The 21,953-nt window shown below is 51.6% G+C and carries 19 protein-coding genes; 7 read left to right on the top strand and 12 right to left on the bottom strand.

Translation table 11 applies throughout. The features are described 5' to 3' along the window. Positions 1-4: 4 nt before the first annotated feature. A complete protein-coding gene (locus BFW38_RS16110) occupies positions 5-1,720 on the bottom strand; it encodes a type I secretion system permease/ATPase (RefSeq protein WP_068999808.1) in 1,716 nt (571 codons plus the stop codon). Positions 1,721-1,936: 216 nt separating this feature from the next. Next, positions 1,937-2,230, bottom strand: coding sequence for a DUF6447 family protein (locus BFW38_RS16105; RefSeq protein ID WP_068999807.1), 294 nt, complete (start codon positions 2,228-2,230; stop codon positions 1,937-1,939). Between the two features lie 324 nt (positions 2,231-2,554). On the opposite strand from BFW38_RS16105, the gene ribA reads away from it, so the two are divergent. The 3 genes from ribA (at position 2,555) to glmS (ending at position 6,545) form a co-directional block, all read left to right on the top strand. After that, positions 2,555-3,244 (top strand): GTP cyclohydrolase II, encoded by a 690-nt coding sequence (gene ribA / locus BFW38_RS16100; protein WP_084004834.1) that lies wholly within the window; start codon positions 2,555-2,557, stop codon positions 3,242-3,244. Between the two features lie 74 nt (positions 3,245-3,318). Then, the gene (glmU, locus tag BFW38_RS16095) at positions 3,319-4,698 is read left to right on the top strand and encodes a bifunctional UDP-N-acetylglucosamine diphosphorylase/glucosamine-1-phosphate N-acetyltransferase GlmU (RefSeq protein WP_068999806.1); all 1,380 of its coding nucleotides are present in this window, start codon (positions 3,319-3,321) and stop codon (positions 4,696-4,698) included. 2 nt (positions 4,699-4,700) lie between these two features. Beyond that, positions 4,701-6,545 carry a glutamine--fructose-6-phosphate transaminase (isomerizing) gene (gene glmS / locus BFW38_RS16090; RefSeq protein WP_068999805.1) on the top strand — a complete coding sequence of 615 codons (1,845 nt, stop codon included), beginning with the start codon at positions 4,701-4,703 and terminating at the stop codon, positions 6,543-6,545. A gap of 322 nt (positions 6,546-6,867) precedes the next feature. On the opposite strand, the gene BFW38_RS16085 is transcribed toward glmS, so the two are convergent. From BFW38_RS16085 to BFW38_RS16065, 6 genes are all read right to left on the bottom strand, one after another. Beyond that, the gene (locus tag BFW38_RS16085; RefSeq protein ID WP_068999804.1) at positions 6,868-8,139 is read right to left on the bottom strand and encodes a M24 family metallopeptidase; all 1,272 of its coding nucleotides are present in this window, start codon (positions 8,137-8,139) and stop codon (positions 6,868-6,870) included. Positions 8,140-8,143: 4 nt separating this feature from the next. Then, entirely contained in the window at positions 8,144-9,013 is an 870-nt protein-coding gene (locus tag BFW38_RS16080) for a HalD/BesD family halogenase (RefSeq protein ID WP_068999803.1), read from the bottom strand. A gap of 87 nt (positions 9,014-9,100) precedes the next feature. Further along, positions 9,101-10,657 carry a BCCT family transporter gene (locus tag BFW38_RS16075; protein WP_068999802.1) on the bottom strand — a complete coding sequence of 519 codons (1,557 nt, stop codon included), beginning with the start codon at positions 10,655-10,657 and terminating at the stop codon, positions 9,101-9,103. A 20-nt stretch (positions 10,658-10,677) separates the two neighbouring features. Further along, positions 10,678-11,562, bottom strand: a complete 885-nt coding sequence (locus BFW38_RS16070) for a LysR family transcriptional regulator (protein ID WP_068999801.1) — start codon at positions 11,560-11,562, stop codon at positions 10,678-10,680. A 257-nt stretch (positions 11,563-11,819) separates the two neighbouring features. After that, complete coding sequence (locus tag BFW38_RS18530) at positions 11,820-11,963, bottom strand: type II toxin-antitoxin system HicB family antitoxin (RefSeq protein WP_425427927.1); 144 nt, start codon at positions 11,961-11,963, stop codon at positions 11,820-11,822. Then, positions 11,936-12,226 carry a type II toxin-antitoxin system HicB family antitoxin gene (locus BFW38_RS16065; protein ID WP_281180427.1) on the bottom strand — a complete coding sequence of 97 codons (291 nt, stop codon included), beginning with the start codon at positions 12,224-12,226 and terminating at the stop codon, positions 11,936-11,938. Before BFW38_RS16065 ends, BFW38_RS18530 begins: the two co-directional genes overlap by 28 nt. A 271-nt stretch (positions 12,227-12,497) precedes the next feature. On the opposite strand from BFW38_RS16065, the gene BFW38_RS16060 reads away from it, so the two are divergent. Continuing rightward, positions 12,498-13,742: a peptidoglycan DD-metalloendopeptidase family protein gene (locus BFW38_RS16060; protein ID WP_084004833.1), complete on the top strand. Its 1,245-nt coding sequence runs from the start codon at positions 12,498-12,500 to the stop codon at positions 13,740-13,742. Between the two features lie 129 nt (positions 13,743-13,871). On the opposite strand, the gene BFW38_RS16055 is transcribed toward BFW38_RS16060, so the two are convergent. From BFW38_RS16055 to BFW38_RS16040, 4 genes are all read right to left on the bottom strand, one after another. After that, complete coding sequence (locus tag BFW38_RS16055; protein ID WP_175401000.1) at positions 13,872-14,894, bottom strand: LacI family DNA-binding transcriptional regulator; 1,023 nt, start codon at positions 14,892-14,894, stop codon at positions 13,872-13,874. 127 nt (positions 14,895-15,021) lie between these two features. Beyond that, positions 15,022-16,329, bottom strand: a complete 1,308-nt coding sequence (locus BFW38_RS16050) for a cytochrome c (protein WP_068999799.1) — start codon at positions 16,327-16,329, stop codon at positions 15,022-15,024. Positions 16,330-16,332: 3 nt separating this feature from the next. Further along, the gene (locus BFW38_RS16045) at positions 16,333-18,045 is read right to left on the bottom strand and encodes a GMC family oxidoreductase (RefSeq protein WP_218186439.1); all 1,713 of its coding nucleotides are present in this window, start codon (positions 18,043-18,045) and stop codon (positions 16,333-16,335) included. Positions 18,046-18,136: 91 nt separating this feature from the next. Further along, on the bottom strand, positions 18,137-18,865 hold the full coding sequence (locus tag BFW38_RS16040) for a gluconate 2-dehydrogenase subunit 3 family protein (protein ID WP_068999797.1): 729 nt from the start codon (positions 18,863-18,865) through the stop codon (positions 18,137-18,139). A gap of 497 nt (positions 18,866-19,362) precedes the next feature. Between BFW38_RS16040 and alaC the strand changes: the two genes are divergently transcribed. The 3 genes from alaC to BFW38_RS18000 form a co-directional block, all read left to right on the top strand. Continuing rightward, a complete protein-coding gene (gene alaC, locus BFW38_RS16035) occupies positions 19,363-20,574 on the top strand; it encodes an alanine transaminase (RefSeq protein ID WP_068999796.1) in 1,212 nt (403 codons plus the stop codon). Between the two features lie 158 nt (positions 20,575-20,732). Beyond that, positions 20,733-21,665 (top strand): hydroxymethylbilane synthase, encoded by a 933-nt coding sequence (gene hemC / locus BFW38_RS16030; RefSeq protein WP_084004714.1) that lies wholly within the window; start codon positions 20,733-20,735, stop codon positions 21,663-21,665. A 96-nt stretch (positions 21,666-21,761) separates the two neighbouring features. Next, a partial coding sequence (locus BFW38_RS18000; RefSeq protein WP_218186438.1) for a uroporphyrinogen-III synthase occupies positions 21,762-21,953 on the top strand: 192 nt, incomplete at its 3' end.

Raw genomic sequence — 21,953 nt, 5'->3', positions numbered from 1 at the left:
CTACTCAGGCCCCTTGATGTTGTACAGATTTGGCTTGCTGTTGTTGGGCCAACTGTTTCATCACATCATCACGTGGACCAAACATTTGGACCTGACCGTCTTTCAGCATCAACAATTTATCCACGTTCCGTAATAAAACGGGGCGGTGACTCACAACAAACACGGTCACCTGTTCGTCATGTAGTTGTTTTAAAGCGAGCGCCAAAGCCTGCTCGCCCTGGTCATCGAGGTTCGAGTTCGGCTCGTCCAACACCACCACTTTCGGATGGCCATACAGGGCTCGGGCCAGCCCAATACGCTGGCGTTGACCGCCAGAAAGTGCACCGGAAGTACTGCCGATGACGGTGTCATAGCCTTCGGGTAACTGCAGAATCATTTCATGCACACCCGCTTTTTTTGCGGCTCTGACGACTTGTTCAGAATCAACCTCACCAAAACGCGCGATATTTTCACTGACCGAGCCGTCAAAAAGCTCAATATCCTGCGGTAAATACCCGACATGAGGGCCTAATTCGTCGCGATTATAATGTTGAACATCAGCGCCATCGATACGGATCGCCCCATTCGCAGTCGGCCAAATGCCAAGCAGAGCACGAGACAAAGTAGACTTACCCGCCGCACTGGGGCCAATAATGCCGACATGATCCCCTGGGGATACTTCTAAATTAAGCCCTCTAAGTGCCGGCGTTTTAGAGCCTGGAGGTACCACAACAACCGTCTCCAACGCCACGTTCCCTTGCGGGGTGGGTAGGCTCATTTTTCTTAGTGATGAAGGGATTTGTGTCAGCAGCTCGTTCAAGCGCTTATAGGAGGAACGGGCGTTATTGAATCCACCCCAGGTATTAATGAGCAAATCAACCGGCGCCAACGCGCGGCCCAACAGAATCGAGCCCGCAATCATCATCCCGGGAGACATCTCATTATGAATGACGAAGTAAGCCCCAAGCCCTAAGATCAGAGACTGGAACATCATACGCAGCACCTTAGACATATTGGAGAAGATGCCGGCGCGATCACTTGCCAAGGTTTGTTTTTTCAAGAAGCTAAGGTGACGTTCATACCAACGCTGCTGAATACCGGGCAGCATGCCCATGGCATGGAGCACTTCACTGTTGCGCAAATTACTATTGGCCAGGTTCTGCGCCTTAACGTTCTCACTATTGGCTTCTTGCATTTGCTTACGCGTCGAGCGTTCATTGAAGACCGCAACTGTAAACAAAATAATGGCCGCACCAATGGCAAACCAGCCGTAAGCCGCATGGAACACAAACAATAATGCGATATAAATCGGCATCCAGGGCGCATCAAAAAAAGCAAATAACCCATTGCCCGTCATAAATTGACGGATTGTATTTAAATCACTTAAGGGCTGAGCACTGCGCTGAGTCGCATTTTTCACCCCCATTTCAAACATGGCGCTATAAGTACGGCGACTGAGGTAGCTATCCAGCTGGTTACCGACCCTGACCAGAATACGTGAACGAATCCACTCTAATGACCCCATCACCGCAAACATAAACACCATGATCGCCGTCAGGAATATCAGCGTTTCCGTGCTGCGTGCAGAGACAACACGATCATAAACCTGCAGCATATAAAGGGGGGCAGTGAGCATCAGTAAGTTAATGAACAAACTGAAAAAGCCTACAGCTACAAAGCCTCGACGACTGGCGCTTAACGCGCTTTTCAGGTCATCGGCAGTCGTACTGGATGATTGCATGGAAGTTCAGACTCGTAAAAACGTTGAATTTAGAGCACCGGGTGCATTGAATGCGTCATAGACAATATTTAATGCCGATGATTCAACCGATACATCCGACACATAGGCCTTAGAAGGCGATGCTGAATACTCGGGCACTCACGATGCCATGAATAGTCCATCAAGCACTCACGTTGAGCGGACAGCCTATCCATGACATACACTTAACCAACTAGATCAAGACTTCTTAGCAGGTGTCTTGCGTGCGGTCGTTTTACGGGTTGTTGTTTTACGCGCCGTTGTTTTCTTCGGTGCCGCCTTTTCTTCGCCTTGGGCATCCAGCTCAGCCTGAAGAGACTGTGCATAGGCCGAACGTGCAGTCTGTGCAATCGCTAATTGAGCCTGCAAACGTTGAATTTCAGCATCAGTAAAACGCAGGTTATTCAACTGCTGGCGGGCCGTGTCGCTGAGCGCATCCAGAGCATACTCCTGACCATTGATTTTAACTGTCTGCGCTTGAGCTTCTGCCATGGTGAAATCTCCAATTTTCATAAATCAACAAAGGTGAAAAGTCTTGTTGCGAGCACACTCAACGCTCACCACAACTGGAAAGGCAACGCATTCTTTCACAGCCCCCGAGGCGTTTCCAGCGTCAACTGCCCTTATCGATAGCGATATGTGAGCACGATCACATCGACAAAGACAGAGTTCAACTGGTCGACAAGCGTTGAGGATGTCAAACTATAGCCCCAATGACGCCTGTCGCCTATCACAAACACCGGGCGCTGTGGTTTGTTGCTTAATGAAAAAATGCTTAATGGCTTAATTACTTTGATCAGGTCGAGGTATTTGTCTGTGACCGTCCAGTTTGTTGCTTCCTCACAGCTGCCCACCCCTTGGGCAACGTTTACCATGCATGGCTTTGAAGACCCAGAGACAGGCAAAGAGCATATTGCCCTCACATTGGGGGATGTCGGATCTGGCGAGCCTGTGTTAGCCCGCGTTCACTCCGAGTGTTTAACAGGAGATGCGCTCTTTTCGATGCGCTGTGACTGCGGTTATCAATTGCAGGAAGCATTACGCAGAATCGCGGCTGAAGGTCGAGGCGCCTTGCTCTACTTGCGTCAGGAAGGCCGCGGCATCGGGCTATTGAATAAAATCAGAGCCTACCACTTACAAGATAATGGCGCTGACACGGTTGAGGCCAATGAGCAACTGGGTTTTGCCGCTGATATGCGTGAATATCACATGTTGCGCCCGATGCTGACTCACCTTGGCATCCAATCGGTTCGCCTGATGACCAACAACCCTCGGAAAGTGAAGGCATTGGAGCATTACCATGTCCATGTCACTGAACGACTGGCGATCACAACCGGCTTGAACCCTCACAATGCGCATTACCTATCCACTAAGGCGGATAAACTGGGCCATATGATGTCTCAAGCGGACTTTGTGCCCGCCCCCCAAGACCCCGCTCAGCGGGCGCCTTTGTCATCCTGCCAGCCCACCGCCCCAGCAGGTGTCGATGACAGCTCAGCGTCATGATATTCGGCACGGCATGTGAGTTACCGTCGTGTGGATTTACTGTTGTGTGGATGTACCGTTTAAGGAGTTAGACCATGACACTTGATATTGTGATCCTGGCAGCAGGCCAAGGGACTCGCATGCGTTCAGCACTGCCCAAGGTGCTGCATCCACTGGCCGGGCGCCCCATGATCCAGCATGTCCTGGATGCCGCCCAACCGTTAGCACCGACCCAAATTCAGATGGTGGTCGGACATGGTCACGAACAAATCAGAGCGGCACTGGCAGGCCAAGCCATCCACTTTGTGCAGCAAACCGAACAACTGGGCACCGGCCATGCTGTGGCCCAAGCAGCGCCCGCTTTAAATGACGAGAGCTTGGTCCTGATCTTATATGGCGACGTCCCCCTGATTCAGCCGCGTACATTACAACGGCTGCTGGCCACGGTTGATGCCGAACACTTAGGGCTTCTGACCGTTACACTGGATGATGCCAACGGCTATGGCCGCATTGTCAGAACCCACGAGGGGGCTGTTTCGGCCATTGTAGAGCACAAAGATGCTACTGAAGCCCAACGTCAAATTGGCGAAATCAATACGGGGATCTTGGCATTATCCAGCGCGCATTTGCGTCGTTTTTTACCCCAAATGTCCAATGACAATGCGCAAGGGGAATATTACCTCACCGATATTATCGCCTGGGCTGTCACACAAGGTCTCACCGTCAATACCGTCTCCCCCGAGGCTCACTATGAAGTGGAAGGGGTGAATAACCGTCAACAACTGGCGCAATTAGAGCGAGTGTTTCAGCAGCGACAGGCCGAGCAGCTGATGGCCCAAGGCGTGACCTTAATGGACCCGGCGCGGATGGATGTTCGAGGTCAATTGATTTGTGAGCAGGATGTGGTCATTGATGTGGGCTGCGTCTTTGAAGGCAAGGTGGTGATCGAGTCGGGGGCTTATATCGGCCCTTATTGTGTCATTCGTGATAGTTATATCGCTGCCGATACCTATATCGAAGCCTATAGCCACTTGCAGGGGGCTAAAACACAAGGCAAAAACCAGGTGGGACCTTTCGCCCGCCTACGCCCCGGAGCCGTACTCGCGCCCCAAGCCAAGGTCGGTAATTTTGTCGAGGTGAAGCAGTCGCATATCGGCACAGGGGCCAAAGTGAATCACCTGACCTATCTCGGCGATGCCGAAGTGGGGGCCCATGCCAACATTGGCGCTGGCACCATTACTTGCAACTATGATGGCGTCAATAAATCCCGAACGGTGATTGGCGAATCCGCCTTTATTGGCTCAAATTCGAGCCTGGTGGCCCCGGTCAGCATTGGTGATCGCGCCACCGTGGGGGCCGGGTCAACCATCACAAAAGATGTTGAAGACGATGCCTTGGCCGTCGCCCGTGGCCGCCAAATGCAAAAAATGGGCTGGCCACGCCCTCAAAAACAAACTGACGCACAGGAGCGCTGAGTATGTGCGGTATTGTCGGTGCCGTCGCCGAACGGCCAGTTGGAGACATTTTATTGGAAGGCCTGCGCCGCTTGGAGTATCGCGGCTATGATTCTGCAGGCGTGGCCATCCGAGAGCCAAACGGTCAGCTCTCCAGACGGCGTGCGGTCGGTAAAGTGGCGGCATTAGAAGCCGCCTTAAGTGACTCGCCTCTGAATGGTTCGTTAGGGATTGCGCATACCCGCTGGGCCACCCATGGCCGCCCCACCCAGGCCAATGCCCACCCGCATATGGCCGGTGATGGCGACACCAATGAATTAGCCCTAGTGCACAACGGCATTATTGAGAATTACGAGCCCCTACGCCGCCAGCTAGAAGCCGAGGGCGTTCACTTCAGCTCCGAAACCGATACTGAAGTGATGGCCCATTTGATTCGCCGCTCAATGCAAACCCACCACGACCTGCTCCAGGCCGTTCACCAGGTCGTGAGCCAGCTTGAAGGCGCTTATGCTATTGCCGTGATCCACCGTGATGCGCCTCAGCAATTGGTCTGCGCTCGCAAAGGCAGCCCGCTCGTGATTGGTGCTGGGATGGGTGAGCACTTCTGTGGCTCAGACCCGCTGGCCCTACTGCAGGTGACGGACCGCTTTGCTTATCTGGAAGAAGGCGATGTCGCGCGCCTGCATCTGGATCATTTCGAAGTGCTGAATGCGCAAGGTCAGCCCGTCGAGCGCCCCGTCATCCGTTGGGAACATGGTCATCAAGCCGCCAGCAAAGGCGACTTTAAGCATTTCATGCTGAAAGAAATCCATGAACAACCGCAGGTGTTAGCGGATACGCTGGAAGGCCGACTGGCAGGCGACCATGTACTGCCACAGATGTTGGGTAGCGACGCCATGGCACTGCTGCCTAGCGTCAAGCAAGTCCAGATTGTGGCCTGTGGCACCAGCTATCATGCTGGGATGGTGGCGCGTTACTGGATTGAACGCCTCGCCGGTGTGCCTTGTCAGGTTGAGGTCGCCAGCGAATATCGCTATCGCCAAGTGGTCGTCCCTGAAGCCACCTTATTTATCACGATTTCTCAGTCTGGTGAAACCGCCGATACACTCGCCGCACTGCGCTTTGCCAAAACACAAGGCTATCTGGGCAGCCTGGCGATCTGTAACGTGCCGGGCTCATCGCTGATGCGAGAATCAGACCTGACCCTCATGACGCACGCTGGCCCTGAAATCGGCGTGGCCTCAACGAAAGCGTTTACGACTCAGCTCACCGCATTACTGCTGTTGACGCTGGCGCTACGCCAGGCCAAGGGGCTCGATGACGCCACAACCCGAGAGATTGTCGATGACCTCCGCCAACTGCCGACGCTTTGTCAGCAAGTGCTGGATTTAGACACCCAAATTGAGCGGCTCAGTGCGGCCTTTGCTGAAAAACATCATGCCCTGTTTTTGGGTCGCGGCACGCAATTTCCCATTGCGTTAGAAGGCGCCTTAAAGCTTAAAGAAATTTCGTATATTCATGCCGAAGCCTACCCGGCTGGCGAGCTCAAACACGGCCCACTGGCGTTGGTCGATCGGGATATGCCCGTCATTGCCGTCGCCCCCAATGACGATCTCCTGGAAAAACTCAAATCCAACCTGCAGGAAGTCGGCGCACGAGGGGGTGAACTCTTTGTGTTTGCCGATCACGCCGTCACCATCGCGGACAGTGAACAACACCATGTGGTGAAACTACCGGCCATGAGCGAATGGCTGGCCCCGATCCTGTTCACCGTGCCCTTGCAACTGCTGTCATACCACGTCGCCATCCTCAAAGGCACCGACGTCGACCAACCTCGGAACCTGGCTAAATCCGTGACAGTGGAGTAAGTAGTGACCGTGGAGCAAATGGCTGAGGCCTGGCCTAAACATTGTGGTGGACGATCAAAAAATGGGGGCAGACTACGCAGAAGCCCCCAGTATTGGAGTTCCGAGCGTGATATCTCCTTTCAAGGTTGTCTACATCGTTTGACAGAACCGACCTTGCGGGACGATCGCTAGCAGCTCTTTGATGATGACGCTTAGGCAAGCGAAAAAGTTTGTATGAAAGGGCTGCGATTGTGATATCCATGGACTCTGAACGAGGTTTTCGGAAGTCAAGCCCCGAGGCACTGCAAAGAATTCAGGGGCTTGGCAAAATTAGACTGAACTTTTAGCGGTTGGTCAGCAGATCTGAGTAGCCGTAGGTCGACATGCGGCGCACGCCGGTTTCGGTCACCAGCACCTGCTCTTCGAGCTTGACCCCTTCGCCGCCGTCGCGGTGGCCGCAGAAGGATTCGACGCAGAGCGTCATGCCCGGCTGGATGATGCCGTCGTAGCCGACCTCGTCCCAGTCCATGCTGTGCGAGATGATCGGCCACTCGCCAGTCATGCCGCAGCCGTGAACCACCGCCAGGTAGCGGTTTTCCCGGTAGCCTTCCGGAATCTTCCACGCTTTCTCGGAATATTCGCGAAACGACATGCCCGGGCGCATTAGTGCGATGTTGGTCTCGATCTCATCGCGAGAGAGCGAGTAGAGCTCTTTTTGCTTGGCGCTGGGCTTGGCGCCTTCGCCGCCGACGAAGAAGGTGCGCGAGAAGTCGGTGTAGTAGCCATAGACGCCGACCGTGTCGGTATCGAAAGCAACCAGTTCACCGGCGGCAAGCTGCTTGGCCGAGGTTTCCTGGAACCACGGGTTGGTGCGGTCGCCGGAGCTTAAAAGGCGAGTTTCCATGTACTCGCCGCCGGTTTCGATGACCTTCTGCTGGAAGATCGACCATAGGCCGTTTTCGGTCAGCCCCGGCTCGATGGCGCGCTCCATCACGGCCATCGCCTGTTCGGTCAGCTCGACGGACTTGGCGATCAGCGTCAGCTCGTCGAAGCTCTTGATCGACTTGGCGATCTCCACCGGCCGCGCGGCGTCGCTCAGCGTGTAGCCGTGCTCGGCCAGAGCGCTCACGACCTCCGTCGGCGCGCTTTCGATCCCGATGCGCTTACCGCCGGAGGCCGAGCGGCGCATCACGTCGTCGATCTCGGCAACGAAGTTTTTAACGTGGCGTGGCGAGTGCGGCCCACTGTGCAGCGGCATGATCGAGGACGCGCCATGGATCTCGTCGATGGTCGGCATGCCCTTGGCCAAGTGACCGCAGGAGCGGTACTCGAACAGCGCCACCGGGCCTTCCGCTGGCACCACCAGGTAGCGAGCCGGGTTACGCTGGGAGTAGACTTGCATGTTACGCACGCCACAAGCGTAGCGAATGTTGATCGGGTCGAAGAGCACCACGGCGTTAAGATCGTGTTCTTTGATCTGCTGGCGTAGGCGGCCTAGACGATAGACGGCCACGCGGTGTTCCAGCGCCAAGTCGATTGGGGTGTCCTGAAAATCGACCGTATCGTAGTTGAGCGCCGTGTTTGTCGGTGCCGCGGTTGAGTAAGGGGTTGTCATACGATTAACCTGCCAGTGAGTCTTCGCGTTGGACGTTTTCAGCATCGATATGTGCCTGGGTTACGCGTCCGTAAACATCTTTGGTGCGTTTGACGCGACCAATCATGCCAGGCTCTTTAGCGTAGCCCAGCAGCGTGCAGAGGCGCTGGCCTTGTGCGGGAGCAACGCGGTGCATGGAATAACGGCCTTTGAATAGCTGAAGATCGCCGGTTTCGAGCGTCAGCACTTTGACGCGGGAGTGATCGCCATCAAGCACACGCTGGACTTCATCGAAATTTTCGTTGCCCGGTGTGCGGATCTCGGGTACATACTCGAATTCACCTCCGGCTTCGGGGCGACGTGTCATCAGGCTAACGATGAATTCATTAGTGTCGAAATGCCAAGGTAGCGTTGTATTTTCTGGCATCACATTGATGACGAGTCCCGCGATGGGATCGGCATATTCGTAGATGCGTTCTTCTTGTAAGCAGTCAGCGATGAACTGTTGGAAGATCACGTTGGCATATAGGCGCTGTACAAGCTTGTCTTCCGAAATTAAATCCTTAGCAACGAAGCCGTTGCTGAAAGACTGGAAACGACGTAATGGATGATCGACTGGGTAGTTGTCGTCATCTTCTGTGGCGTAGGGCGTGACCTGATTGTGGTGGTAGTGGGCCTGGGGCGCGAGTTCTTCGCTCTCTTCACGAAGACGGTCGATTAGATCGGCGCGGATAAACCGAGCAAAGTGCGCGCAGCCATCCTCATCTAGCTGTTGATGAATGGCCTCTACGCAACGTTGGTAGGTATGACTTCCTCGATCATTAAGAGGGTACACTTCGAGATTGACGATTTCTTCGATAGTGGCTAAAGCTTGACGATTGGTCGTCTGGGTCATGTTGCTCTCCTTTTGATCAACAACACCATGATACGTATAGGGTTATTGATTAATAATGAAGCTTTAGTGCCTTTTGCCCAGATAAATTTATGGATTGTAAAATTGTGGGATCGATTTTCTCTGCGAAACGGGTAAGTGCTGAGCGCTGAACATCATCCTGGTGAGAGAAGCGGCGGCGCAGATGACGATTAGCATACCGATGAAGCCCCCGACGGTGGATATCATCTTGAGCGCCTCGAGCCCACCGTTGACTGTGAGCACTAACGTGATGATAGAGATGATGGCACCCCATACCAGTTTAAGATAATAGGGTGATGAACTAACCCCTGCACTGCTCTGGGTATCACAGCACATACCTGAGATAGCATCGATAGTGGAGTCAGCTGCTGTGACGTAGGAAACCAGTGAGAGAATCAGAAATAAAGCGACGAAAAGTAGTGCAAAGGGCAGCTGCTCTAGCAATACCCAGATGACATCTCCCGGACCGCTGTTTTTCAGTGTCTCGCTTAGTAGGTGAGGGGTATTGAGCTCGGTAAATACAGCTAGACCGCCAAAAGTGGCGCACCATATCAGCACGAAGCCTGCCGGCATAAGGAAATTGAACAACAGAAAATCACGAACGGTGTAGCCACGGGAAATTTTCCCTAGGAACATACTTGTCACAGGTGCCCAGGCAAACCAATTAGCCCAGAAGAACAACGTCCAAGCTCTGGGCCATCCATCATCGTTGATTGTGCCCGTCGACAGGCTTGTCCTGATGAAGCCGGAAAGATATCGACCGAAAGCATCGATACCGCCATTGACAACGAAAGCGGTGGGACCGAAAAAAAGCACCAGGGTCGCCATCAAGACCAGTGCGCGAGCATTCCAACTTGACAGAAAGCGAATCCCCTTGAGAAGTCCCGAGGCTGCTGATAACGCCGAAGCTAGCATGACGACCATGCAGAGTATAGCAATTAAGGTGTCATTAATCTCGATGCCGAAAAGACGACTCAACCCCCCGCTAAGCATCATGGCACCGGTCCCCAGAGAGGCCACCATGCCGGCCACTAAGGCTATCAGCGCCAGTGCGTCTATGATCTGCCGAGTGATCGGTCCCATCTTGATGGGAAGCGCCGCAGTCATCGCCGACGAAATGCTGAACTTCATACCCAGGTTATAATGTGCGATGGCGAATGCCAGCGCTGGAATGGTATAGATGGCGTAAGTGGTGAACGACCAGTGCATATAGAGTGATGCGATGCCAACTGCCCCACTTTGCGGCGACATTGGCGCTACGCCTGCAGTCATAGGCGGTTTGATCATATGAAAGATGGGCTCGGCGGCAGCAAAAAAAAGTAGTCCGATGGCGACTGAGCTGCATAACGTAATCGAACACCACTGCCAGCGGCTTAGGATGGGGGTCGCATGCTCACCGCCGATCTTGATGTTAGCAATGGGCCGACAGAAAGCACCTAGGGCTATCAGGACGAGAGTGAAGGACGTCAGGGCATAGAGCCAGCCAAACTGAGCCATTAAGAAACCATGCAGTGTGTTGGTTAGTCTTAACAGCAGAGGTCCATTAATCAGTGCTAGAAGCGTCATGCTTCCTAGCAACAAAAGAGAGGGGTAGAACGTAGCTCTACGTATCCCGATCCTGTTCATTGCAGTACTCCGGTTGAGAGTTAGTTATTTTTTAAGGTTTTTATAAAGATTTTTTCAAGCTGGGGAAGGTGCTCATTAACGATGTCGTTATCCAGGTAGGCGAGATGCCAATCAATAGGAATGCGCACCCCGTCGAGAGGCACTAGCGTAATTTTGTCCTCCAGCCCTGACGCTTTCACAACCCAGGTGGAGAGAATGCTGACCCCCTGCTGGCCTGCAGCGATGACTCCCAGTAGCGTGTGCACCGACTCGATGATGCGTATCGTCTCAGGGGAGTGTTGTTGAGGATTAAAAAAACGATCGAATTCGAAGCCAGGTTCTCGGGCGGCGCTAAAGGTGAGGTAAGGTTCCTGTGCGATATCTTCAGCACACACGCTATCGCGGCTGGCCAATGGATGGGTGATGGGTACGACTGCTTTGAGCTCGTCTTCGTGAATCAATAAACTCTTGATCCCCTTGGGGACCATTGGGCTGTTCACTAAGGCTAGATCGATCTGTTTGTCTAACAGCGCGCTGATTTTAGCCTGCGTTGAGAAACGATAAATATCGATGCCATGAATACCTCTAGAGTAGGCCTCATGCAGTATAGCGCCCACAATGTCATGGGCATCGACACCCCACCGAAGAGCTGGCATCTCATCACGTGCAAGCAACGCCGCTTCTTTTTCGGCGGCGATCAGTAAGGGGATGACTTCGCGTGCGGTATCGAGTAAACGCTTCCCCGCCGGTGTTAGTACCAACCGGCGGCCGCGCTTTTCAAACAAAGTCACCGCTAATCGACGCTCCATCTCCTTTATGCGATGTGTTGCAGCTGGTTGTGTTAAACCAATTGCCGCTGATGCAGCATGAAGCGATCCATGACGCGCGATCGCATCAATTAGAATGTAGTATTTGATATCGAGCATGAGGCTTTGAGCTTTACCATCATTTTTTATTCTTTATTGATTTAATATCAATAATTATTTATTATCAAATTAATGTTTCGTAAGTTTTTCAACCATTTTTTTATTTTTCAATGATTTGCGTTGGTAGTGGTTGAACTATTCCTCAATAATGCTTGCAATTAGGGATTATTTGTTAACACCTTCCTTGGTTGTTGATTGGACAATGGAGTCCCGACGCTTGTATCCCCTAGTATTCCCCACGCCGTGGGACGTGTTTCTCAACGAGATTGCAAGAGCCTGTCAGCAGCAATAGCCAGAAATTGTGAGCGGCTTTTGAATTCATTACTCTCTTTCAGCTTATGCGCTATCCGACTGATCAGAAAGCTGGGCAAAGTCACGTTGATTTTTTGAGCTTTACCCATATATACGGGGCCGGATCGACATCAATAACCGCCCAGACCCCATCAACATAATCACCGTTATCTTTATGCGCTGTGATGCTGGTTGCCTGCGGTATCGGCTCCTGGTCCTCTGCCAGCAGTTCAAAATGTGCATGCAACGCTGATTCGATATCTGATAGGGCATCATCCAGGGTATCCCCTGCACCATAGCAACCCGGCACATCGGGGACGGTAACGCTGTACTCAATACCATCATCTGTATGACAACACACGGGATACTTCATCACACTCACCTTTGAGATGTGGCGGACTATAGACCCGCCACCTTGTATATGCTGTTTAGTGTCCCATTTTTAATGTCCTTCTTTGGGGTGCGGGACAGTCACAACCCCTGGCTTAACTTGGTGCTTATTAATCGAATGAGATACAGGATGATCTGTTTCAGGTTGATCGGAGTTTAAAGCGAGTGTCGGGCTGAGATCCATAGGTGGCTATCTTGTTATTGTTATGATATAACATTATTTTTCTGGCAACCCATCGATGCATTGGTTTCTAATGAATAGACTGATCAATTTTGCTTTAGTTATTGCTGTGTGTTTTTTATCCGGTGTTGCATGGTTAATCGTGACGAACAGCACGGCTCAAGAAACGGCTCAGATACCAATCAATCATGTTCAAACGGATCAGGAATCTCTGGTTAAAGATGTGGCGCCTGTCTTAAAGACAAGCACCATCTACTATACAGTGAAAGAGGGAGACACACTGAGCCATATTTTTCATGAAAATGGCATCACCTATAATACGTTACAACGCATTCTCTCCGTCGATCAAAATTATCTTCATATTGATATGATTAAGCCTGGGGAGTTATTAGAGCTGGATCTGGATGAAGCAGGACAGCTAAAAAAGCTCGTATATAATATGTCTTTAGTTGAGCAATCTATTTATTCTCGGAAGGATGATGGTTCGTTCTCTTACGAGTTCAATGAAGTTCCCAGCTCCTGGCATGATCTGTTATTATCAGGACAAATAGACGGTAGTTTTTATACATCCGCACACCATTTGGGATTAACACCGACCCAAATCGCCAACATCTCAAATAGTCTCAAAGACGAAGTTGATTTCAAGCATAGTTTAAGAAACGGCGATCAGTTCAACATATTAATAAGCAAACAATATCTGGAAAATCAGGCAACAGGTCGTAGTGAGATAAAGGCAATCTCATTTAAACTTTCAAAAGGAGAAATTGCTGCTTTTTTAGCCCAAGACGGGCGGTTTTATGACCGAGAAGGCCACAGTCTTGAACGAGCCTTTAATCGTTACCCGATGCATAAACCCTTTAGGCGTATCACTTCGCCATTTAATCTAAGGCGTAAACATCCTGTGACCGGGAAAATTATGCCCCATCATGGCACTGATTTCGCAGCCCCCGTGGGGACTCCAATATATTCAATAGGAGATGGTCAAGTGATTGCCATTCGAAGTCATCCTTATGCCGGAAACTATCTTGTCATTAAACATAACAGCGTATATAAAACGCGTTATCTACATGTCAGTAAGTTCCTAGTAAAAAAAGGTCAGCATGTTAAGCGGGGGCAAAGAATTGCATTGTCCGGGGCGACTGGCCGGGTGACGGGGCCGCATCTACATTTTGAAATATTGGTCCATAATCGACCCGTCGACTCGATGAAAGTTGCGTTACCAATGGCAACATCATTACCTTCGGATCAGAAAGCTCAGTTCTTTGCTCATATGAATGAGTTCGATGCACTCGTAAACAATATCAAAAAAAGGGGTTGATAATATTATTAATTTAAATAATAAGCCCTGACACCTTAAAAGTAATCAGGTGGTTTCAAAGTATTACTTTTCGGATTGGGCAATGAAATCCAGGTTCAACATGCTCAAGGATGGACAGGTGGACGAAGGTTATACGATTTCGCTGATGCGAATTTCAGCTTTCACGAAACAGTTTTTTCTTTCTCCGCGACGCCCTGAAAGTATGAAGTCTTCCATAAGACTTACGGTATGTTCAACCACTTCGGCCAGAGGGTGACTGATCACGGCATCAACTTCATGTGCCACTAGGGCACGATCAATAGACTGGCTTGATTCTGTTCCTATAACGGTCAATGGCGTTACTGATTCTTGGACAGCACGTATCACGCCTTCTAACCCGCCTCCGACCATTACGATACCGGTCACTTGCTGCTGGGCGATGGCAGCCCGAACTAAGCTTTCGGCCTGGCTGTCATTTTCTGCAGTATATTGCACCGGACTGATGCGCCGTGAATGTGGCGCCTCTGACATGTAAGAGTGAAATCCTGCAATGTAGGCGCGATGGGCGCTATATTGGGGTGAACCTGAGAGAACAAGTACCTGGCCATGATCAGGGCTCAAAGCATGCATGATCCATCCTGCCCCACGGCCCATTTTGGTCGGATCGGCCCCAACAAAAGCAATGCATTCAGGTGATGTAACGTCGGTAAACATTGCAATGACAGCACATCCTTGACTCGTGAGGTCACGAAGTGCAGCGTGGATCGCCGGAGTATCAAACACCACCGCAGCGATCACCTGACAGTATTCAGCGAGACGATACAGACCGTTAATCATCATCTCTTCACTCAAGCGTTCTATGTGGAGCACTTTGGGTGTTCCTTGAACGCATGAAGCATCGAGCGTACGTTGCACAAGTCGTTCTGCAAATTCGCGATATAACGTTCGCTGAATAGGGTTTAGCAAAAATCCGAAAGTACAAGACGGGGCTTGTTCGCTAAGTCTATCGCGAATGACTGGGGATCCATAAAAGCCGATACGTTCAGCAGTTTCGAGTACATGCTGAAGTGTTGAAGACCTCACATTGGTACGGCGATTGAGAATACGATCAACAGTGGAGAGAGAAACGCCGGCGATATCAGCCACATCCTGCATTGTAGGTCGTTTAGACATCCGGATAGATTCCCTCGGCAATAGCGCAGCACCCATGATGAAATGTGGTCGAATTCGAGGGAGAGGGTCTATCGCCCCGCCTCCCTCTTGATAGATAGAATATCAGTCCCTATACACCGATAAAATATCAGTATCCATCAATCATCTTATCCCGTGCCTGCATCCCAACCCGTATACGTTCGATCTGTTCCGGCGTGACCGGTTGAGCAGCGTTGCCCCAACTGTTACGCACATAGTCCAGCACATCTTTAATTTGTTGATCGTTCATTTTCCAGGCAAAAGAAGGCATGCCAGCCCCCGTCAACTTGGTGTGAGTGGCTGCGGCACGAGCCCCGACCATGAGCGCACGAATGGCATTATTGGGCTCGCCTTGCAATGCATGGTTACCTGCAAGCGCTGGCGCGAGTTCTCCCATACCTTCACCTTCAACCCCATGACAGGCCGCACAGTTGACTTCATAGGCCAGTGCCCCCCGTTTCATCGACGGCAAACTGGCATCTAAAGCTGTGTGGGCTTTAGTCTTAGACGCTGGAACAGATTTAAGGTAAGACGCTATGGCCATTAAGTCGTCTTCGCTCATGTACTGGAGTGAATGCTCGACAGCTTCAGCCATGGGGCCCGCAGCAGTAGCCTGCCCATTGGTGCCGGTACCTAAATATTCGGCCAAGTCTTCGACGCTGACATCACCAATGCCGACATGAGGGTTCGATGTGATGTCGGGGGCATACCAGCTCCCAAGCTGCCCACCTTGTAGGTAGTGATCCGATTTTTCGGCACCCAGCGCATTGCGCGGACTATGACAGACTGAACAGTGGCCACCGGCATCGACCAAGTAACGCCCCCTATCAGCGCCGTCCGCATCGCCATCAAACGCTTTGTTATCGAAAAACAACATGTTCCAACCCAGCATCGCTAAACGGATGTTGTAAGGGAACGCCATCGCGCTGTTTTCATCAATAGCATGGTTCACGGGCGTAACCGTCGACATATAGGCCCAAAGGTCATGCATATCTTGATCGGTCAGATTCGCGTAAGCGGTATAAGGCATCGCCGGGTAGAGAAACCCTTTGGAGCCTTGACCGTTACGAACGGCATTAAAGAAGTCGCGCTCAGTCATCTGTCCAATACCGGTATCCCGGTCAGGTGTGATATTCGATGAAACCAGCGTGCCAAAGGGTGTGGCGAGCGGATACCCACCCGCCATATTGTTTTTGCCCTGGGTATGACAGGCCGCACAATCCGCAGTACGCATGACATATTCACCACGTTGAATGGCTTCTATATCGGTGCTACGGAAATCAGCCAATGCGACGTTATCATCGGCCACAGCATTACGTTCGGTATTTGATGAGCGCGAAGCCCAGAAGCCCACAGCGACAATCACCACAGCGCCAAGCACTAGAATGCGGGTACTGATCTTTTTATAGTTTGCCATATTTTATACCTTTACCAGTGCACCAGGATTTTGGATATATTGCTGGTGAATCGCCTGGGCTGTACGAATGGCAAGAGCCCCCACGGTTTCTGTCGGATTGTAACCCGAGTTCATGGGGAAGACCGAAGCCGAGCAGATGAACAGGTTGTGACAATCCCAGCTTTGTAGATAAGGATTCACTACTGACGTTCGGGGGTCAGCCCCCATTGGGGTACCGCCAATTACGTGATCAGATGCAATGATGGAGGTTGTGAAAGGCTTATCGGCAAAGTTGAATGGCGTGATGTGCTGCGCCCCCATTTCTTTGGCAATTTCGATCGAGCGGTCCATGGTAAACTTCGCCATGTTACGGTCGCTTTGAGAATAGTCGTAGGTCAGACGTAACAACGGCTGACCGAACTTATCCTTATAGTTTGGATCAAGGTCTAAATAGCCATGCTTGATCGGCATTGACGAGCCTTGGTTAAAAATAGTCGTATAAGTTTGGTAGTGATCTTTATACGCCTGCTTGAAACCGGAGCCCCAACGCGGTGACCCTTGAGGTAGCTTGTTAGCCTTACTAATCGGCATGCCGTCACGAGCAAGTGTTAACATCCCCGCGCCATGCAAGAAGTCTAGATCGCTGTGATCAAAGTTATCGGCATTAAAATCATCGATCTGACTCCCCAGGCCTCCAGCGCCAATGAATGGATTCATCTGTTCGCCTTCAATCCACATATCAACACCTGATACGGTCTGGAAGCTGAAGTTACGCCCCACCACACCAGACTGGTCGCGCGGATCATAGGGTTGACCAATACCCGATAAGAGCATCAATCGAGTGCTATCGATTTGGAAGGCGGTAATACAAACAATATCACCTTCTTGCACATGTTCTTTGCCATGGGCATCAACATAAGTAACGCCCGTCACTGTTTGACCATCAGGCGCCTTATTGACGCGAGTCACACAGCTTTCGGTCAGCAACCGGAAGTTGGAACGCCGCATCAACGCAGGAAAGATACATGCTTGTGGCGAGGATTTTGAGAAATTACCGCAACCAAAACCCAAACAGAAACCACAATAACTACAGGCCCCCATGCTAACGCCCAAAGGGTTAACATAGGCTTGGGATATATTCGCGACGGGGATGGTGAAGGGGTGATAGCCCATCCGCTCGGTTGCCTCGTTGAAGACTTCCATTGAACGTAACGTTTTCAACGGGGGGGTGGGGTAATCACGCGACCGCGGCCCTTCTAAAACGTTGCCCCCTTCAATTTTTTCGCCATTGAGGTTGCCCGCCTTTCCTGAAATACCAGCGATGCGTTCCCAGCGGTCATAGAAGGGTTCCAGCTCATCATAAGTAATGCCCCAATCCTGTAACTGCAGTTCACCATCTTCAGCACGATCGATACCGTAACGTTCGATAGTTTTGGAGCGGATTTCAAAGTCATAAGGATTAAAGCGCCAAGCCATACCCGCCCAGTGAAAGCCGGCACCGCCAACGCCACCGCCTAACTCAAAAATACCGAAGTCGCGTTGCGGTACAGCCGTCTGATCTAGTGTGTTCCGGAAAGTCAGTGTGTTGTCTTTAGGCGGGGAGAATAATTCTTTGCGAATACCCCACCGCAGTTCATCAGGATCGACGGCAGGCGGAGTATGGGTTGAGGTATCGATCCATGGACCACGATCGATTGCAACGACGTTGAGACCTGCACGGGTCAGTTCTTCGGCCATGAGCGAGCCTGCCCAGCCAAGACCCACAACGATTACGTCAGCTTTGCTATTGGTTGTCATCATTACTACCTTGTTTTACCGGTGCGCTGCATCAATCGAGCGGAATGAGGCTGATGGACTCTAAATCGAGCTTTTGACCAACTCGATCGGCATAGAGGCGATAGTCGTAGCGGGCACCAGGGAATCCAATCAACTTCCAGCCCACCATATCTTTGTTGCCGCCGTAGATGGGGTCGGAGAAATAACCTTCCCGTACGTTCTGCAGCATCAACTCAAAGAAAGCTTTGGTGTTGATGTCATCAGCGAGGCTAATCGAACCCTCTTCCATACCCTGGAGAATTTCATCCTGTCGGTCTGGCTGAAGGTCGGCAAAAGCAGCCCCGTCAGTCTGTTGCGCATAGGCTTCTAGCGCTTTAAGCCCGGTTTCATAGCGTTCTCGCGGGGTGGCAATAAATTGCGGTGCTTGGGTCAGCTCATCAGCGCCAGGGAGTTTTGGCCCTTCTCGATACAGCTGAGCGCCCTGACCAAAACGGTCAGCGAGCTGGCTATCAAGAAAGACAATGCATCCGGCTTCGCTGGCTGATGGCCCTAAATCATCGGCGGGAATAAGACGGTCGAAAACTGCCGTGACCGTTTTGAGTGCGGTTTCATCAGTAAGAACGTGCATCTTACCGCCGTCCATAGCAGGCCGCGGCAAAAACTCGTCGGCCACCGCGAGATTGCTTGGGTAACCCTGCATTTCGCTGGCTCGGGCGCTGGCCGCAACCGCTCCCGTTGCAATCAACGCACTAAGAGATTTCAAGGCCTCTCGTCTATTCATCAGGTTTTCCTTGCGCTTTCCTCGGCAAGCAACTTCAGGAGAAGGCACTCGATAGATCCCGCAGGGTCTCTACGTTCAAAAGCAGGCGCCTAAATAATGTGCCGGGAGCAAAATTTAATTATTAGAACGGTCGAACGACCACTTTTGAGGTGCTAATCACGCCGATGAGTATATTGAGTTACTTTGGGTGAAACAATAAGCTGAATACTCATCTAGACCATTGAAAACCAAAAACCCTTCATTATGAAGTAAAATGAAAAACCCTATTAATAAAGTCTATTAAAAGCCCTGTAAATTGAATAGCAATAAACCCCGAGCACAGTAGGCACTCGGATAGCGTTACAATGAAACACACATCACGGTACTTGAAAAACTCAGCGCGAGATCAAAATAAACTGGCGACCTCATCGCATTCACGCTAATATCAATAGAAGGTCATGAAGGCATGGCCTGCGTCGCTCGGACGGTTCCGGGCGCTGACGTCTATCGAGAGCGCTATGACACAGACGACAGGTGAGCAGACGGCTCGCCACTTTTCCCGCATTGAACGTTTACCTCCTTACGTATTTAACATCACTGCCGAATTGAAAATGGCGGCCCGCCGTCGAGGCGAGGATATTGTCGATTTCAGTATGGGCAATCCCGATGGTGCAACCCCACCTCATATTGTTGAGAAGCTTTGCACTGTCGCGCAGCGGGGGGATACTCACGGTTACTCGACGTCCCGCGGCATTCCACGGTTAAGACGTGCGATCTCGCGCTGGTATCAGGATCGCTATGAAGTGGAGATTGATCCTGAAGACGAGGCCATTGTCACCATTGGTTCAAAGGAAGGGTTGGCTCATTTAATGCTGGCCACTTTGGATCAAGGCGATACGGTGCTGGTGCCTAACCCCAGTTATCCGATTCATATTTACGGGGCCGTGATTGCCGGTGCTCAGGTGCGTTCTGTGCCGCTGGTGCCGGGGATCGATTTCTTTATTGAGCTTGAACGCGCGATTCGGGAATCTATTCCCAAGCCGAAAATGATGATTCTCGGGTTCCCTTCCAACCCGACGGCGCAATGTGTCGAGCTGGATTTTTTTGAACGCGTCGTGGCGTTGGCCAAGCAATACAACATTATTGTGGTCCATGATTTGGCCTATGCCGATATTGTTTATGACGGCTGGAAGGCGCCTTCGATTATGCAGGTGCCCGGCGCCAAAGAGGTCGCCGTTGAGTTCTTTACGCTGTCTAAAAGTTACAATATGGCCGGCTGGCGTATAGGCTTTATGGTGGGCAATAAAGAAATTGTACATGCGTTGGCACGGATCAAGAGCTACAACGACTATGGCACTTTCACACCGCTTCAAGTCGCGGCGATTGCTGCACTAGAAGGTGATCAGCAGTGTGTCCGCGATATTGCCGAACAATATCGGCAGCGTCGCAATGTGCTAGTCAAAGGGTTGCATGAAGCCGGTTGGATGGTCGATAAGCCTAAGGCGTCGATGTATGTCTGGGCGAAAATTCCCGAACCTTATGCGGAGATGGGATCACTGGAGTTCTCTAAGAAACTGCTTGCTGAGGCTAAAGTGTGTGTCTCCCCGGGCATCGGTTTTGGCGACTATGGTGATGATTATGTTCGCTTTGCGTTAATTGAAAATAATGATCGCACTCGTCAAGCGGTTCGCGGCATAAAAGCCATGTTCAGAGCCGACGGGCTCTTGTAAGCCGCCTTGAGGATAACCTTCAGCTGATCCAGATCAGCCAATACAGATCTCTTGGCGCGAATAAGGTCGGAATGAAAAGGACAGATGCGAAAGCACTGTCCTTTTCGCGTATCATGATGCCTTGAAAACTGTCACTTGCCGTTCAAACAGGAGTCGATGTGAACACACTGAGAATCGCCACCCGTCGCAGCCCACTGGCCATGTGGCAAGCTGAACATGTGCAGGCCCGTTTACAGGCGCTGCACCCAGATTTGACCGTTGAGCTGGTCCCCCTGGCGACACAAGGCGATAAAATACTCGACACGCCTTTGGCTAAAATTGGTGGCAAAGGACTATTTGTTAAAGAGCTGGAAGCCGCCTTGCTCTCAGATCAAGCCGATATCGCCGTTCACTCGATGAAAGATGTGCCCATGACGTTCCCAGAGGGGTTGATGCTAGGCCCGATTCTAGAGCGTCATGCCCCGACCGATGCATTCGTATCGAATCACTACGACAGTTTGGATCAAGTACCGGCGGGTAAAGTCATTGGGACGTCAAGCCTTCGCCGAGGTTGTCAGATTCGCGCCGCTCGACCTGATCTCACCGTTCACTGGCTTCGAGGGAATCTGCAAACCCGTCTAGGTAAGCTGGATGCGGGCGAATATGATGCCATTATTCTCGCCACTTCAGGGTTGCAGCGTATGGGGTTGGCGGATCGCATTCGTCAGGACATGCCTGCTGAAGTCAGTCTGCCCGCCTGTGGCCAGGGCGCGCTAGGGATTGAATTACGCACTGACGATCTCGACACGGCGGCTTTACTGGCCCCTCTGGCGGATGCTGAGACCACCGCTTGCGTCTTAGCAGAAAGGGCCATGAATACGCGGCTAGAAGGGGGCTGCCAAGTGCCGATTGGTGGTTATGCGATGCTGGAAGGTGAAACCCTGTGGCTACGCGCCCTGGTGGGAGAACCGGAAGGCCACCAGATCTTACGGGCAGAAGCCCGTGGCGCTGCCGCTAACCCGGGGGCTTTGGGGGTTGCCGTCGCAGAGGACTTGCTGGCTCAAGGTGCTGGCGAGATTCTGGCCAAGGTTTATGGGCGTGAAATTAAATAAGCATCACCACTATTCTCACCCTGAGCAGGCGCTAACCTGCTCAGGGGTTCCGCTTATCTTCCCGCCCCCGAATAGCCGTTATACAGAGATCATGCTATGAGCGCGTCTCCTTTTAAGGTCATCACGACACGTCCCGAGGCCCGTGCAGCGACATTGCTGACATCACTAGAAGCCGCCCACATCAGCGCCCTCAATATTCCGCTACTGGCGATCACGCCCCGTGAGCTGAGCCATACTGAGCGCCAGGCTATACTGAATTTAGATCAGTTTGACGGCATCATTGTCGTC

The sequence above is a fragment of the Terasakiispira papahanaumokuakeensis genome (genome assembly GCF_001709345.1).
GTDB lineage: Bacteria > Pseudomonadota > Gammaproteobacteria > Pseudomonadales > Halomonadaceae > Terasakiispira > Terasakiispira papahanaumokuakeensis.
This window is presented reverse-complemented; position numbering and strand designations above follow the sequence as displayed.